This window comes from Gordonia marina, assembly GCF_052036135.1.
GTDB lineage: Bacteria > Actinomycetota > Actinomycetes > Mycobacteriales > Mycobacteriaceae > Gordonia.
The window spans coordinates 51,478-64,382 of sequence record NZ_JBPSDN010000018.1 but is presented as its reverse complement, the minus strand read 5'-3'; the positions used below and the strand labels follow the sequence as shown (position 1 = coordinate 64,382).

At 69.0% G+C, this 12,905-nt stretch carries 16 protein-coding genes; 5 read left to right on the top strand and 11 right to left on the bottom strand.

Features of this window, described 5'->3' with window-relative positions:
• From ACSEEN_RS13000 to ACSEEN_RS12970, 7 genes are all read right to left on the bottom strand, one after another.
• Positions 1–1,242: an MCE family protein gene (locus ACSEEN_RS13000; protein ID WP_298442225.1), complete on the bottom strand. Its 1,242-nt coding sequence runs from the start codon at positions 1,240–1,242 to the stop codon at positions 1–3.
• A complete protein-coding gene (locus ACSEEN_RS12995) occupies positions 1,239–2,297 on the bottom strand; it encodes an MCE family protein (protein ID WP_247867908.1) in 1,059 nt (352 codons plus the stop codon). The genes ACSEEN_RS13000 and ACSEEN_RS12995 overlap by 4 nt, the downstream gene beginning before the upstream one ends.
• A 31-nt stretch (positions 2,298–2,328) precedes the next feature.
• Positions 2,329–3,501, bottom strand: a complete 1,173-nt coding sequence (locus ACSEEN_RS12990; RefSeq protein WP_371307594.1) for an MCE family protein — start codon at positions 3,499–3,501, stop codon at positions 2,329–2,331.
• Between the two features lie 4 nt (positions 3,502–3,505).
• Entirely contained in the window at positions 3,506–4,357 is an 852-nt protein-coding gene (locus ACSEEN_RS12985; RefSeq protein ID WP_247866252.1) for an MlaE family ABC transporter permease, read from the bottom strand.
• 1 nt (position 4,358) lies between these two features.
• Positions 4,359–5,123: an MlaE family ABC transporter permease gene (locus tag ACSEEN_RS12980; RefSeq protein WP_371307595.1), complete on the bottom strand. Its 765-nt coding sequence runs from the start codon at positions 5,121–5,123 to the stop codon at positions 4,359–4,361.
• A 77-nt stretch (positions 5,124–5,200) separates the two neighbouring features.
• Positions 5,201–6,085, bottom strand: a complete 885-nt coding sequence (locus tag ACSEEN_RS12975) for a 3-oxoacyl-ACP reductase (RefSeq protein ID WP_371307596.1) — start codon at positions 6,083–6,085, stop codon at positions 5,201–5,203.
• Positions 6,086–6,171: 86 nt separating this feature from the next.
• Entirely contained in the window at positions 6,172–6,360 is a 189-nt protein-coding gene (locus tag ACSEEN_RS12970; RefSeq protein ID WP_298442217.1) for a ferredoxin, read from the bottom strand.
• 92 nt (positions 6,361–6,452) lie between these two features.
• Between ACSEEN_RS12970 and ACSEEN_RS12965 the strand changes: the two genes are divergently transcribed.
• Both ACSEEN_RS12965 and ACSEEN_RS12960 read left to right on the top strand, forming a co-directional pair.
• Positions 6,453–7,649, top strand: coding sequence for an acyl-CoA dehydrogenase family protein (locus tag ACSEEN_RS12965; protein WP_371307597.1), 1,197 nt, complete (start codon positions 6,453–6,455; stop codon positions 7,647–7,649).
• Between the two features lie 26 nt (positions 7,650–7,675).
• Positions 7,676–8,770 carry an acyl-CoA dehydrogenase family protein gene (locus ACSEEN_RS12960; protein WP_371307598.1) on the top strand — a complete coding sequence of 365 codons (1,095 nt, stop codon included), beginning with the start codon at positions 7,676–7,678 and terminating at the stop codon, positions 8,768–8,770.
• Positions 8,771–8,913: 143 nt separating this feature from the next.
• On the opposite strand, the gene rpsR is transcribed toward ACSEEN_RS12960, so the two are convergent.
• The 4 genes from rpsR to rpmB are packed head-to-tail and all read right to left on the bottom strand — an operon-like array spanning position 8,914 to position 9,875.
• The gene (gene rpsR, locus ACSEEN_RS12955) at positions 8,914–9,153 is read right to left on the bottom strand and encodes a 30S ribosomal protein S18 (RefSeq protein ID WP_247866246.1); all 240 of its coding nucleotides are present in this window, start codon (positions 9,151–9,153) and stop codon (positions 8,914–8,916) included.
• Positions 9,153–9,458 carry a 30S ribosomal protein S14 gene (gene rpsN / locus ACSEEN_RS12950; RefSeq protein WP_247866245.1) on the bottom strand — a complete coding sequence of 102 codons (306 nt, stop codon included), beginning with the start codon at positions 9,456–9,458 and terminating at the stop codon, positions 9,153–9,155. The genes rpsR and rpsN overlap by 1 nt, the downstream gene beginning before the upstream one ends.
• A 10-nt stretch (positions 9,459–9,468) precedes the next feature.
• On the bottom strand, positions 9,469–9,639 hold the full coding sequence (rpmG, locus tag ACSEEN_RS12945; RefSeq protein ID WP_247866244.1) for a 50S ribosomal protein L33: 171 nt from the start codon (positions 9,637–9,639) through the stop codon (positions 9,469–9,471).
• Entirely contained in the window at positions 9,639–9,875 is a 237-nt protein-coding gene (rpmB, locus tag ACSEEN_RS12940; RefSeq protein WP_247866243.1) for a 50S ribosomal protein L28, read from the bottom strand. The genes rpmG and rpmB overlap by 1 nt, the downstream gene beginning before the upstream one ends.
• A gap of 95 nt (positions 9,876–9,970) precedes the next feature.
• Here rpmB and mrf point away from each other — a divergent pair, with 95 nt between their 5' ends.
• The 3 genes from mrf (at position 9,971) to ACSEEN_RS12925 (ending at position 12,895) form a co-directional block, all read left to right on the top strand.
• Positions 9,971–11,248 (top strand): ribosome hibernation factor-recruiting GTPase MRF, encoded by a 1,278-nt coding sequence (mrf, locus tag ACSEEN_RS12935; RefSeq protein ID WP_440713399.1) that lies wholly within the window; start codon positions 9,971–9,973, stop codon positions 11,246–11,248.
• Positions 11,245–11,496, top strand: coding sequence for a type B 50S ribosomal protein L31 (locus ACSEEN_RS12930; protein ID WP_298442208.1), 252 nt, complete (start codon positions 11,245–11,247; stop codon positions 11,494–11,496). Before mrf ends, ACSEEN_RS12930 begins: the two co-directional genes overlap by 4 nt.
• A 64-nt stretch (positions 11,497–11,560) precedes the next feature.
• Positions 11,561–12,895 carry a hypothetical protein gene (locus ACSEEN_RS12925; RefSeq protein ID WP_440713398.1) on the top strand — a complete coding sequence of 445 codons (1,335 nt, stop codon included), beginning with the start codon at positions 11,561–11,563 and terminating at the stop codon, positions 12,893–12,895.
• The last annotated feature ends 10 nt before the right edge of the window (positions 12,896–12,905 follow it).

The window sequence follows — 12,905 nt, the reverse complement described above, 5'->3', positions numbered from 1 at the left end:
TCAGCGTCCTCCCGTCGGGGTCGTCGTCTTCTTCGTGGTGGTCGGCGGCACCGTCGGCGGCTTGCTGCTCGGCACCGGCCGCTTGGGACCGGGGGCACCGAGCTTGGGCCCCTCGGACCAGTTGTTCGGCAGCAGCGGGAAGCCGGAGTACTTGGCGAAGTATTGGGCGGCCTCCGGGTACTTGCCCGCGAGGATACGCAGGAAGGTGCCCATGTAGTCGCCCCAGGTCGGCAGGCCGACGAGCGAGGAGAAGTACGGGCCGGAACTGACCGCCTCACCCATGATGTTGGCGTACGGCCCGAGATTGTCGATGGCGGCGGAGAAGTTGTCGGCGTTGTCGTTCAGGATGTCGAGCACCCGGTTGAACTTCTCCAGGACCGGCGTCAGCTGCGCCTCGTTGTCCTTCACGAATCCGGTGAGCTGCGCGGACAGGTTCTCGGTGCCGGAGATGATCTGCCGGATCGCATCGCGCCGCATGTTCAGCTCGCCGAGCAGGGCGTTGGCGTCGATCAGCAGCTGCTGGATCTGGTCGCTGCGCTTGCCGATGATGTCGGTGACGCCGCGGGCGCGGCCGAGCAGATCGTTGAGGGCGTTGTCCCGGTCGGCGATGGTCTTGGACAGGCGTCCGACGCCCTCGACCGCACCCTTCATCTCGGCCGGGGTGTCGGCGAAGGCCTCGTTCATGGTGTTCAGCGCGCGGTTGAGCTGATCGGTGTCGGTCTCGGTCAGGGTCGACACCGAATCGTCCAGCGCGTCGGTCAGCGAGTACGGGGCGACGGTGGCCTCGACCGGGATGGTCTGGCCGGGTCGCAGGCGGCCGTCGCCGAGCGAGTCGATGGTGAGGTTGCGGCGGCCGAGCACCGTCTCGGTCTTGATGGCCGCCCGCGTCCGGTCGCCGAGCACGATGGTGTCGTCGAGCCGGAAGGTGACCTTGGCCAGCATGTGACCGCCGGCGCGGTCCAGCGAGATGTCCTTGACGGTGCCGACGTTCACCCCGGCGACGGTGACGGTGTCACCGGTCACCAGTCCGCCGGAGTCCTCGAAGAGCGCGCTGTAGGTGCTGATCTGGCTCAGGAACGGCAGCTTGTCCAGTTGCAGGGCGCTCAGCACCACGGCCGCGGTCAGCGCTACGCCGATGATGCCCATCGACACGCGGGACCGGCGTCCCTCGCGGCGCGGCGGCGCCGGAGCCGGAAGGTCGTCGGCGGTCGTCTCGTTCTCCGCCGTGGCGTCGTCGTTCATCGGGTCGAGCACCTCCCCCCGTCTTTGGTCTTGTCGCCCATCGCGTCGATCGCGGTGAAGAAGTACTGGGTGTCGCCCGGACCGGGCAGCAGCAGCCGGATGCGGCAGAAGTAGATCTGCAGCCAGGCGCCGTAGCTGCCGAGATTGGAGAGGGTCTTGAAGTCGCCGGGCAGTTTGGCCAGCAGATTCCGCAGGAACGGCTCGGCGGCCAGGGCGTTGTCGGAGATCTGGCCGAGCGAGGTCAGCGAGCCCTTGATGTCCGGCCGGGTCACGGCCAGCAGGTCACCCATGTCGGTCGACGCGTCCGCGGCCTGGCTGAGGAAGTTCCCGATCACGTCGCGGTCGCCGGAGAGCCCGGTGATCAGCTGCTGGAGCCGGTCGACGCTCTGGTCCAGCCCCCGGTGATCGGCTTCGAGGATGCCGAGCGTGGTGTTCAGGTTGTCGATCACCGAGCCGATCAGCTTGTCCCGGTCGGCGAGGGTGTTGGTGAACGAATCGGTGGCCGCCAGCAGTTGCTGCAGCGCCGGGCCCTGGCCCTGGAACACCGCGATCAGCGCCGCCGACAGCTGGTTCACCTGCTCGCCGTTGAGCGTGCGGAACAGCGGCTTGAAACCGCCGAGCAGATTGTCCAGGTCGAGCGCGGGCTCGGTCTGATCGATCGGGATCTGCGCCCCGGACTTGAGGTACTCACCCGGCGCGGCGGTCCCGGGCTGCAGTTCCAGGTACCGGTCGCCGGTGAGGTTCTGGTACCGGATCAGCGCACGCACGGTGGTCGGCAGCTTGTAGTCGGAGTTGACCGAGAAGCTGACCTTCGCGTCGTTCCCGCGGGTCACCTGGATCTTGTTCACCACGCCGACGTCGACGCCGGCGATCTGCACGTCGCTGCCGGGCTTGATCTGCGAGGCGCTGGTGAACAGCGCCGTGTAGCTGTCGGTGCTGCCGGGCTGGTAGCGGCTGAACACCATCACCAGGCCGGCCATGACCAGCACCATCACCACCACGAAGGTGGTGAGCTTGATGACCGTCGCCCGGAAGGCGCGGGCCCGCTTGTCGATGTGCTTCTCGCCGCTCGTCACGAGTTCTCCGTCAGCCAACTGCCGGCCCTCCGAACAGCAGGTTGAACAGCTTGAACGGCTGCACCTTCGGCGTGGTCCGCGGCTGGTAGGGCTGCGGGGCGTTGTCGCTCACGTAGAACGGCACGTGCTCTTTCGTGGTGATGTCGCTCAGGCCGCCCTGGCAGGTGGGCGGGCCGTCGCCGTGCACCTCGGGGAGGTCCTGCGGCCAGCGGTACGGGTCCTGCCCGGGGATCAGGCCGGCGTCGAGCAGCAGCATGCCGTTCTTCCCGCCGAGCAGCGGTGTGGCGACGTCGACCGCGTTCGACGATCCGATGATGAAGCACCGCAGGCCGGGGGCCTGCCTGCCCAGCAGCGTCATCAGCGGGTTGAGGTCGGTGAGGGTGGCCATCAGGTCCTTCTTGGACGTGGTGAGCACCCCGTTCGCGGTGTTCGCCATGCCGGTCACGTTGATCAGCAGGGCGTCGAGGTTGGCCGTGTTGTCCACCAGGATGTTGCCGAGGACCGTCGCGTTGTCGACGGTGCGCAGCAGGTCCGGCGCCGCGTCGGCGTACACGCCGGTGAAGCCTGCGGTCTGCTCGATGAGGTCGTTCAGCTCGGACAGGTGCTTGTTGGTCTTGCCGAGGACGTCGGTGAGCTCCTGCAGGGCGACGCCGAGCTGCTCGCCCTTACCGGACAGGGCACCGTCGATCGCTCCCATGGTGACGTTGATCTTGTCGGGCTCGATCTGTGCCAGCACATTCACCAGCTGCTGGTACAGCGTGTTCAGTTCGACGACGACGTGGTCGGCGGCGATCACGTCGCCGCCGCGGAGCCGGCCCTCGCCGCCCGAGTCCGGGATCACCAGGTTGACGTCCTTGGCGCCGAAGATGGTGTTCGACTTGATGTCGGCCGTCACGTTCGCCGGGACCAGGTGCAGCTGCGAGCTGTCCATGTCGAGGGTGAGCCGGGCCCGGTTGCCGTCGTTGTTCACGGTGGCCACCCGGCCGACCTCGACGCCGCGCAGTTTCACCTTGGCGGCCGGATTCATCACCAGTCCGGCGCGCGGGGCGTACAGCGTGACCGTCTGCGTGCTGGTGAACCAGCCGAGGAACTGTCCGGCGGCCAGGGCGATGATCGCGGCCAGCCCGCCGACCAGGATGACGGCGGCGATCTTGCGGACGCGGTCCGAGCGACGTGTGTGCATCCGCTCAGCCCGCCAGGTTGAAGTTGCCGTCGGTGCCGTAGATCGCGAGCGAGGTCAGCAGGGTGATCACGACCACCACGACCAGCGAGGCGCGTACCGCGTTGCCGACGGCCACCCCCACGCCCACCGGACCGCCGGAGGCGTTGAAGCCGTAGTAGGTGTGGATCAGCATCACCGCGATGGCCATGCAGATGGCCTGCACGAACGACCACAGGATGTCGGACGGGATCAGGAAGGTGGAGAAGTAGTGGTCGTAGACGCCGGATGACTGGCCGTACAGGACCACCGTCGCGAACCGGCTGGCCAGGAACGACGCGAGCGCGGCGAGCGAATACAGCGGGATGATCGCGATCATCCCGGCGACGATGCGCGTGCTGACCAGGAAGGGCACCGAGGCAATGGCCATCACCTCGAGCGCATCGATCTCCTCACTCACCCGCATCGAACCCAGCTGCGCCGTCGCACCGGCGCCGATGGTGGCGGCCAGGGCGATGCCGGCGATCACCGGAACCGCGATGCGCACGTTGATGAAAGCGGAGAAGAAGCCGGTCAGAGCCTCGACGCCGATGTTCGCGAGGGAACTGTAACCCTGGACGGCGATGGTGCCGCCGGTGAAGAGGGTCAGGAAGCCGACCACGACCACGGTGCCGCCGATCATCGCCAGCGCGCCGGTGCCCATGGAGATCTCCGCGATCAGCCGCAGCGTCTCCTTCTTATACAGCCGCAGCGCACGCGGGATCGAGATGATCGAATCCCAGTAGAAGAGGGCCTGGTCGCCGATCTTGTTCCAGTCCTCGCCGGCCCGCTTCAGCGCGACGCGGGCGGTCAGGAATCTGGTTGCCTCGGGAATCACCATGTCAGTTCATCGTCGCTCTCAGGCCGACCGCGGTGACCACCACGTTCACCACGAACAGCGCCATGAAGGAGTACACGACGGTCTCGTTCACCGCGTCGCCGACACCCTTGGCACCGCCCTTGACGTGCAGTCCGCGATAACAGGCGACGAGTCCGGCGAACAGTCCGAAAAGGGCCGCCTTCACCATCGAGATGATCAGTTCCGGCAGGCCGGTGAGCAGGGTCAGGTTGGCGATGAACGCGCCCGGATTCACGTCTTGCAGATAGACGGAGAACACGAAGCCACCCGCGATGCCGATCGTGCAGACCAGGCTGTTGAGCAGCAGCGCCACCCCGGTCGACGCGATGACGCGGGGCACCACCAGCCGGTGGATCGGATTGATGCCGAGCACCCGCATGGCGTCGATCTCTTCGCGGATGGTGCGGGCGCCCAGGTCCGCGCAGATCGCCGTCGCCCCGGCACCGGCGACGATCAGCACCGTGACGATGGGACCGATCTGGGTGATGGTACCCAGCGCCGCACCGGCACCGGAGAGGTCTTGCGCGCCGATCTCCCGCAGCAGGATGTTGAGGGTGAAGCTCACCAGCACGGTGAAGGGGATCGCCACGAGGAGGGTGGGCACCAGCGAGACGCGGGCGATCGCCCACGACTGTTCGACGGCTTCCCGCGCCTGGAACGGACGGCGGAACAGTTCACGGGATGTCTCGACCGCGAGTGCTACGAAGTCCCCCACCCCGGCCATCGGGGCAGCAAGCCGGTTCAGCAAGTCCCCTCCTTGTGCCTGCGTGGACGTGAACCTATCACGCACCTGTTCGCGGCTCGTGATCCGCGAGGTCCTGAGAATCAAATGAGATCTTGCGCGGAAAATGTCGCACTGTCAGCGCGTTCGAAGAACGACGACAGCCGGTCACGCAGCGCCGCGGGGTCCCATTGGTCGCCGTCGGCGGTGAAGGTCTCCCGGATCGTGGGCGCCGCCATGAGCATCACGGTCGGGCCGTAGACGACGAAGACCTGCCCGCTCACCTGCCCCGCGGCCGGCCCGGCTAGGTAGCGGACCAGGGTCACCACGTGGTCGGGAGACAGCGGATCCACCTGGCCGGCCGGCGCCTCGCCGAAGACCTGCGCGGTCATCGCGGTCCGGGCGCGCGGGCAGATCGCATTCGCGGTGATCCCGTAGTTCGCGAGCGCCCGGGACGCCGACAGGGTCAGCGCGGTGATCCCGGCCTTCGCCGCACCGTAGTTGGCCTGACCGGCCGGACCCAGCAGTCCCGCCTCCGAGGCGGTGTTGATCAGGCGCCCGTAGACCGGGCCGCCGGCCTGCTTGGACCGCGCCCGCCAATACGCGGCGGCGTTCCGGTTGAGCAGGAAGTGGCCGCGCAGGTGGACGCGCACCACCGCATCCCACTGGTCGTCGGTCATGTTGAACAGCATCGCGTCGCGAGTGATGCCCGCATTGCTGACGACGATGTGCAGGCCGCCGAGTTCCTCGGTCGCCACCCGCATGATCTCCGCGGCGGTGGCCGCGTCAGCGATGTCGCCGGTCACCGGGACCGCGCGGCCGCCGGCGGCGGCGATCTCGTCGACCACGTCGCTCGCCTCGAGGGCGGCGGCCAGGTCGTTGACGATCACGGTAGCGCCGTCGGCGGCCAGGCCCAGGGCCTCGGCCCGGCCGAGGCCGGCACCGGCTCCGGTGACGACGGCGATACGACCGCTCAGCGGCTCACTCATGCAGACTCCCCTTCGAGGTAAGTAGAACCTGTTCTAACACATGCCCCCGTCGTTCGGGCGAACCGGGCGTCACCGACGACCGTCGCTCACCCCAGACTCAGCGCCGAGCGCGGACAGCTCGCCACCACCTGACGCAACTCCTCCTCGCGCTCCGGCGGCACCTCGGCCTCCAGAATCACCAGGTAGTCGTTATCGTCGAGCTCGAAGACGTCCGGGGCCATGCCGACGCAGACGGCATTGGACTCGCACAGGTCGAAATCGCACGTGACGCGCATCAGTTCCTCATCTCCTCGATCGGCCGGATGTTGACGGACCGATGATTACACGTTAGAACGTGTTTCAGAACTAGCCAAGCAGGAGAGCGTAGATGCGCATCGCGTACACCCCCGAGCAGGACGAACTCCGCCGCGAATTGCGCGCCTATTTCGCCGCGCTGATGACGCCGGAACGTCGTGCGGCACTGACCGGCGGCGACGGCGAACTCGGCGCGGGCGATGCCTACCGCGACGTCGTGAAGCAGATGGGCGCCGACGGCTGGCTCGCCCTGGGCTGGCCCACCGAGTACGGCGGTGCCGACCGCTCGATGATGGATCAGCTGATCTTCACCGACGAGGCCGCGATCGCCGGTGCACCGGTCCCGTTCCTGACCATCAACTCGGTGGCGCCGACGCTCATGGCCTACGGTACCGACGAGCAGAGGTCGTTCTTCCTGCCCCGTATCGCGGCCGGTGACCTGCACTTCTCCATCGGCTACTCCGAACCGGGCGCCGGTACCGATCTGGCCGCGCTGCGCACCAGCGCGGTGCGCGACGGCGACGACTACGTGATCAACGGCCAGAAGATGTGGACCAGTCTCATCCCCTACGCCGACTACGTGTGGCTGGCCTGCCGGACCGATGCCGGGGCGAGCGGAGCGACGGGAGATCCCCCCGCGGCCAAGCACAAGGGCATCTCGATGCTGATCGTGCCGACCACCGCGGAGGGCTTCTCGTACACGCCGGTGCACACCATGTCCGGCGTCGACACCTCGGCGACCTACTACTCAGACGTGCGGGTGCCGACGACGGCGCTGGTGGGCACCGAGGGCGGCGGCTGGCCGCTGGTGACCAACCAGCTCAACCACGAGCGGGTCGCGCTGTGCAGCGCCGCACCCATCATGACCGCGCTGCGCGAGACCGTCGAGTTCGCCGAGGCCACCTCGCGGCTGGAGATCGGCTGGGTGCGCGCCAATCTGGCGCGGGTGCGGGCGAAGGTCGAGTTCCTGAAGCTGATCAACTGGAAGATCGCCTCGATCGCGGCGCAGGGCGGCTCGCCGTCGCCCGCGGATGCGTCGGCCACCAAGGTCTTCGGCACCGAGTTCGCCACCGAGGCGTACCGGCTGCTGATGGAGGTGGTGGGCCCGGCCGCGACACTGCGGGCCGGCAGCCCCGGCGCGCACCTGGCGGGCCGACTCGAACGGTTCGCGCGCACCTCGCTGATCCTGACCTTCGGCGGCGGCACCAACGAGATCCAGCGCGACATCATCGGGATGCTCGCGCTGCAACTGCCGCCCGCCCGGCGCTGACCATCCCCGCAGGCAGGAGAGATCCCATGGACTTCACCCCCACCGAGGCCGCCGCCGAACTCGGCGCCCTGGCCGGCGAGATCGCCGCGGCGATCAGCACCCCCGAGCGCGTCGCGGAATTGGAGAGCGCCGCCGCCCCGATCGACGCGCGGCTGTGGCGCGAGCTGGGCGGCGCCGGCCTGCTGGGCGACGTGTCGTTCGGGCCGCAAGAGACCACCGCGGTCGCGACGGCCCTGGGCCGCCGTCTCGCGCGGGTCCCGTTCGGGCCGCACGCAGTGGCCGCGCTGCCGCTGGTGCGCCCGTACGGGTCGGCGTCACTGACCGACGAGCTGGTGGCACCCGCGTACACCGGATCGACGGTGCTGAGCGCCGCCGTCGAGGAGGATCTGGCCCGGCCCGCACCGGAACCGCGGACCCGCCTGACCGACGGCCGGCTCACCGGCGCGAAGGTCAACGTCCCCTACGCCGGGGCGGCGGATGCGCTGCTGGTCAGCGCCACCGGCGACGACGGTCCGGTGGTGGCGGTCGTGCGCACCGGCGCCCCCGGGGTCACGGTGACCACCGCCCCCGCCACCGGCCTGGTCCCCGTCTACACGGTCGAGTTCGACGGCGTCGTCGTGTCCGGCGCCGAGGTGCTGACCGGCGGAGTGGCGACGGTCACGCGGCTGTCCGACCTGCTCCGGCTGGCCGTGTGCGCCGAGCAGGCCGGCGTGCTGGCCGCGGCCCTCGACGCGACGGCGGCCTATGCCCGCGAACGCGAACAGTTCGGGCGGCCGATCGGGTCGTTCCAGGCCGTCGCCCAGCGTCTGGCCGACGCGTACATCGACGTGCAGGGACTCGCCCTGACCACGGCGCAGGCCGCGTGGCTGCTCTCCCCCGAGGCGGACGCCGGCGCCGCCGAGATCACCGCCGCGACCCTGACCGCCAAGTTCTGGGCCGACGACGCCGGACACCGGGTGGCCCACACCGCGGTGCACGTGCACGGCGGCGTCGGGCTGGACACCTCGTATCCGGCCCACCGCTACTTCCTGCGCGCCAAGCAGAACGAGTTCACCCTGGGCACCGCCCCCGCGGTCCTCGACGAACTGGGCGGTCTGATCGGCACCGGCGCACTCGAGTAGCCGTGCGACGCCGTCTCGCGCCACGTCCTGCGCCATCGGCGATCACGACGAACGCGGCAGCCGCACACATCCGAGTCGATCGCGACCGACTCGGACGTGCACGACTGCCGCGGAACTGTTGCCGCTTGCCGCGGATCCGCGCGCTACGACGGCCCATACGGCAGCAGCGCCATCTCCCGCGCGTTGCGCACCGCGGTCGCCAGCTGCCGCTGCTGCTGCGGCGACAGGCCGGTGACCTGCCGGGATCGGATGCGGCCCTTATCGCTGAGGAATCGCCGCAGCGAGGCGGTGTCCTTGTAGTCGAAGACCAGCGCGGGATCGGCCTTCTTCGGGGGCCGCTTGCGCGCGGCCGACTTGCTCCCCGCCGGTTTGCGCCGCGCCATCACCAGCTCGCTTTCGAGATGCCGGGCAGTTCGCCGCGGTGCGCCATCTCCCGGAACCGGATTCGCGAGACGCCCGCCTTTCGCAGGTAGCCGCGCGGGCGGCCGTCGACGGCATCGCGATTGCGCAGCCGCACCGGGCTGGCATCCCGCGGCTGCCGCGCCAGCTCTCGCTGTGCCGCATCGCGCTCGGCGACCGAGCGCGCCGGGTCGACGATGATCTTCTTCAGTTCGCGGCGTCGTTCCGCGTAGCGCGCGACGGTCTCGCGCCGTCGCGCGTCGGCGACGATCTTCGATTTCTTGGCCATGCCTTCTTCCTCAGCGTTCTTCGCGGAACTCGACGTGCTTGCGCACGATCGGGTCGTATTTCCGCAGCGTCATGCGGTCCGGATCGTTGCGCCGGTTCTTGCGCGTCACGTACGTGTATCCGGTTCCGGCGGTCGATTTCAGTTTCACGATCGGCCGCACATCGGTGCCCTTGCCGGCCATCAGACCTTCTCCCCCGCGGCGCGCAGTCGCGCGATCACCGCGTCGATTCCGTCGCGGTCGATGATCTTGATCCCGTCGGTCGAGACCCGCAGGGTCACCCGGCGGCCCTCACTGGGCACCCAGTAGTGGCGGCGCTGCAGGTTCGGCCGCCATTGCCGGTTGGTGCGGCGGTGCGAATGGGAGACCTGCTTGCCGAAGCCGGGAACCTTGCCGGTCACTTGGCAGCGAGCGGACATCATTCCTCCTTATTGATAGCGATTGGCATTAAGACGGAGGCGACGGTACCGTACGTCTCAACAAGATGGCAATCGTTACCAACAAGGAGGCACGTGTGCCCACCGCATCCGGCAAGACCCCGGTCACCCTGGTCACCGGCCTGAACCGCGAGGCCACCGCCCGCATCGCCAACACCCTCGCCGTCTCCGGCACCGCGCTCATCTCGCATGACCTGCGCGCCTTGCCCCTCGGCTACGTGGTCCGGCAGACCCGCAACGTGATCGGCGACGCCGACCTGTTCGCCATCGAGGGCGTCCAGCTGGAACACGGCTGCGCCACCTGCACCCTCCGGCACGACCTGCTGCCGATGCTGCGCACCCTGCACCGGACGCCCGGTGTCGAGCGGATCGTCGTCGTGCTCGACCCGGCGTTCGAACCCGAGCCGGTGGTCGACGAGATCGCGCACACGCTGGTCGAGTCCGAAGACCTTCCCGAGGGCACGGCCGGCGACGACGTCGAGGTGATCAGCTGCGTCACCGCGGTCGCCGCGGACAGCTGGCTGAACGACGCGACCGGCGACCTCACCGTCTGCGAAGCCGGGATCTCCGAGGTCGAGGACGAGCGCACCCTCGCCCAGATCGCGATCGCCCAGGTGCGGTTCGGCGACGTGCTGGTGATCACCGGAGCCCCGTCGCCCGATCACTACGAGGAGGCGCGGCTCTCCGCCGCGCTGCGCCGGATCAACCCCGCCGCGATCCAGCATCCGGTCGCCCACGGCGGCGCCTTCGGTATCGCGGACATGCTGATCTCGCTCGCCGCCGTCCGGCCGGAATCCCGGCGGGGCCGCGTCTCGACCATCTTCGATCCACTGCTCGACGGCTGCCCACCGCTCGACGCGGACTGCGGGATCGAGATCGTCGTCTTCGAGGCCGCCCGCCCGTTCCATCCCGGGCGCCTGCACGGCGCTCTCGACGTGCTGCTCGACGGCGTGATCTGTTCCCGCGGCCGCGTCTGGCTCACGTCGAGCAACGACGACGTCCTCTGGCTGGAGAGCGCGGGCGAGTCCCTCGGCATCGCCAAGGCCGGCCGCTGGCTGGCGGCGCGGGACGAGACCGAGCTCGACGACATCGCGCCTCAGGTACGGGCGATGGCCGCCCTCCGGTGGGACGCCCGGCACGGCGATCGGCACTCGTCGATCGTCGCCGTGACCCATCGCGCAGACGCCGCCGAGATCGAGCGCGCGCTCACCGGTGCCCTCGTCACCGACGACGAGCTCGCCCGGGGCAGCGACTACCTCGCCACCCTGGAGTCGCCCTTCGGCGACGACCACCACGACCCGTGCGATCCCGACCGCACCCTGACCCCCATCGACTCCGAGGAGACCACCCGATGAAATCCGGCATCCACCCCGCCTACGCCCCCGTCGTGTTCCGCGATGCGACCACGGGAACCCAGTTCCTCACCCGCTCCACCGCCACCTCCGAGACGACGATCGAGTGGGAGGACGGCAACGTCTATCCGCTGATCACCGTCGAGGTCAGCAGTGATTCACACCCGTTCTGGACGGGTAATCAGCGCGTTATGGACACCGCTGGGCGAGTTGAGAAGTTCCACCGCAAGTACGGCCGGCGTTCTGTTTAAGTACCCCTGCGTGTAATCGACGGTCCGGCCCGGCGCCCCAGTAGTGTGCAGGCCGGAGGTCGTCGTGACAAAGCTGAACAACTACATCGAACGCATCCGCCGGATGGACCTGAGCATCGGGGACATCAAGCGCGAGCTCCGGGAATTCCGGGACGAGACCGCACGATCGCTGGATCACACGGAGACCGCTGCCGCGATCGCCGCCCGTCGCGCGAGCCTGCGCCGGGCCGCCGCCCGCGTCGTCGTGCTGGTGCACAACCCGACCGTGTGGTCGAGTCTCGACGAGTTGGTCCGGCTGATGGACGACGCACCCGATTTCGAGCCGATCGTCGTGTCGATCCCGCATCACTACTCCGGCCTCGGGCCCAATCACGGCGAAGCCGAGGTGCACGGCGTGCTCGAGGCCGCCGGCGTGGAGCACGTCCGGCTGCCCGACGCGGCCATCGGCTCCGCGACGGCGCTGCTGCGGGCGCTCGATCCCGACATCGTCATCCGGCAGAGTCAATGGGATCAGGACGTCGACGACGCGTTCAGCACCGATGCGCTCGCCTGGGCCCGCACCATCCTGGTGCCCTACGGCACGCTGAACGTGATCCAGAACGTGCCGTGGGGCGACCCGCCGGTCAACAGCGCCGTCGACACCGCCTGGCATCGCGCGTGCTGGCTGGTGTTCGTCGCGAACGAGACCGTCCTGCGGATCGCCCGCCGCGACAGCCTGACCGGCGGCCGGCAGTTCCGCGCGCTCGGCCACCCGAAGGCCGATGCGGTCCGCGAGGTGGAGCCCGTGTGGCCGGTCCCCGAACGTGACGGTGCACGACGGCCCCGGGTGGCGTGGTCGGCCCACCATTCCATCCTCAGCGGCTGGAACGACTTCGGCGTGTTCCCCGAGATGCGGGAGGGGATGCTCGAGTGGGCGGCGGACACCCCGGACGTCGAGTTCGCGTTCTTCCATCACCCGCTGCTCATCGACACCATCGAGCGGCCGAAGAGCCCGGTCAGTCCCGCCGAGTTCCAGGACTGGCTGGCCCGGTGGAACGCGCTGCCGAACACCGCGTACTGGACGGGCCTCTACGCCTCGGCGGCCGCCGCTGCGGACGTCGTGGTCACCGACGGTCCGAGCATGCTGTCCGAGAGCCAGATCCTCGGCAAGCCGGTCCTCTTCGTCGAGCGGCCGGGCCACGTGCCCTTCAACGAGATCGGCGAGATCCTCGCCGAGGGGGTGCATCTGGTGTCGTCAGCGCAGGAGGCCAGGGCGCGGTTCGGCGACATCCTCGACGACGACCCGCTCGCCGAGGTGCAGCGGCGCAATGTGCGGCAGTTGTTCGGCGAGCCGGGTGCCGCCGGGCGGATCCTGGACGAGATCCGCGCGCAGATCGCCGTCGAACGCGGCGAGGCCTAGTTCCGAGTCC

Coding starts and splice junctions, on each gene's coding strand:
- ACSEEN_RS12970 (WP_298442217.1), bottom strand. CDS start 6,360: ATGCGCGTCACGTGCGATTTCGACCTGTGCGAGTCCAATGCCGTCTGC.
- ACSEEN_RS12990 (WP_371307594.1), bottom strand. CDS start 3,501: ATGCACACACGTCGCTCGGACCGCGTCCGCAAGATCGCCGCCGTCATC.
- rpmB (WP_247866243.1), bottom strand. CDS start 9,875: ATGTCCGCTCGCTGCCAAGTGACCGGCAAGGTTCCCGGCTTCGGCAAG.
- ACSEEN_RS12985 (WP_247866252.1), bottom strand. CDS start 4,357: ATGGTGATTCCCGAGGCAACCAGATTCCTGACCGCCCGCGTCGCGCTG.
- ACSEEN_RS12930 (WP_298442208.1), top strand. CDS start 11,245: ATGAAATCCGGCATCCACCCCGCCTACGCCCCCGTCGTGTTCCGCGAT.
- rpsR (WP_247866246.1), bottom strand. CDS start 9,153: ATGGCGCGGCGCAAACCGGCGGGGAGCAAGTCGGCCGCGCGCAAGCGG.
- rpmG (WP_247866244.1), bottom strand. CDS start 9,639: ATGGCCGGCAAGGGCACCGATGTGCGGCCGATCGTGAAACTGAAATCG.
- ACSEEN_RS13000 (WP_298442225.1), bottom strand. CDS start 1,242: ATGAACGACGACGCCACGGCGGAGAACGAGACGACCGCCGACGACCTT.
- ACSEEN_RS12975 (WP_371307596.1), bottom strand. CDS start 6,085: ATGAGTGAGCCGCTGAGCGGTCGTATCGCCGTCGTCACCGGAGCCGGT.
- ACSEEN_RS12965 (WP_371307597.1), top strand. CDS start 6,453: ATGCGCATCGCGTACACCCCCGAGCAGGACGAACTCCGCCGCGAATTG.
- ACSEEN_RS12960 (WP_371307598.1), top strand. CDS start 7,676: ATGGACTTCACCCCCACCGAGGCCGCCGCCGAACTCGGCGCCCTGGCC.
- rpsN (WP_247866245.1), bottom strand. CDS start 9,458: ATGGCCAAGAAATCGAAGATCGTCGCCGACGCGCGACGGCGCGAGACC.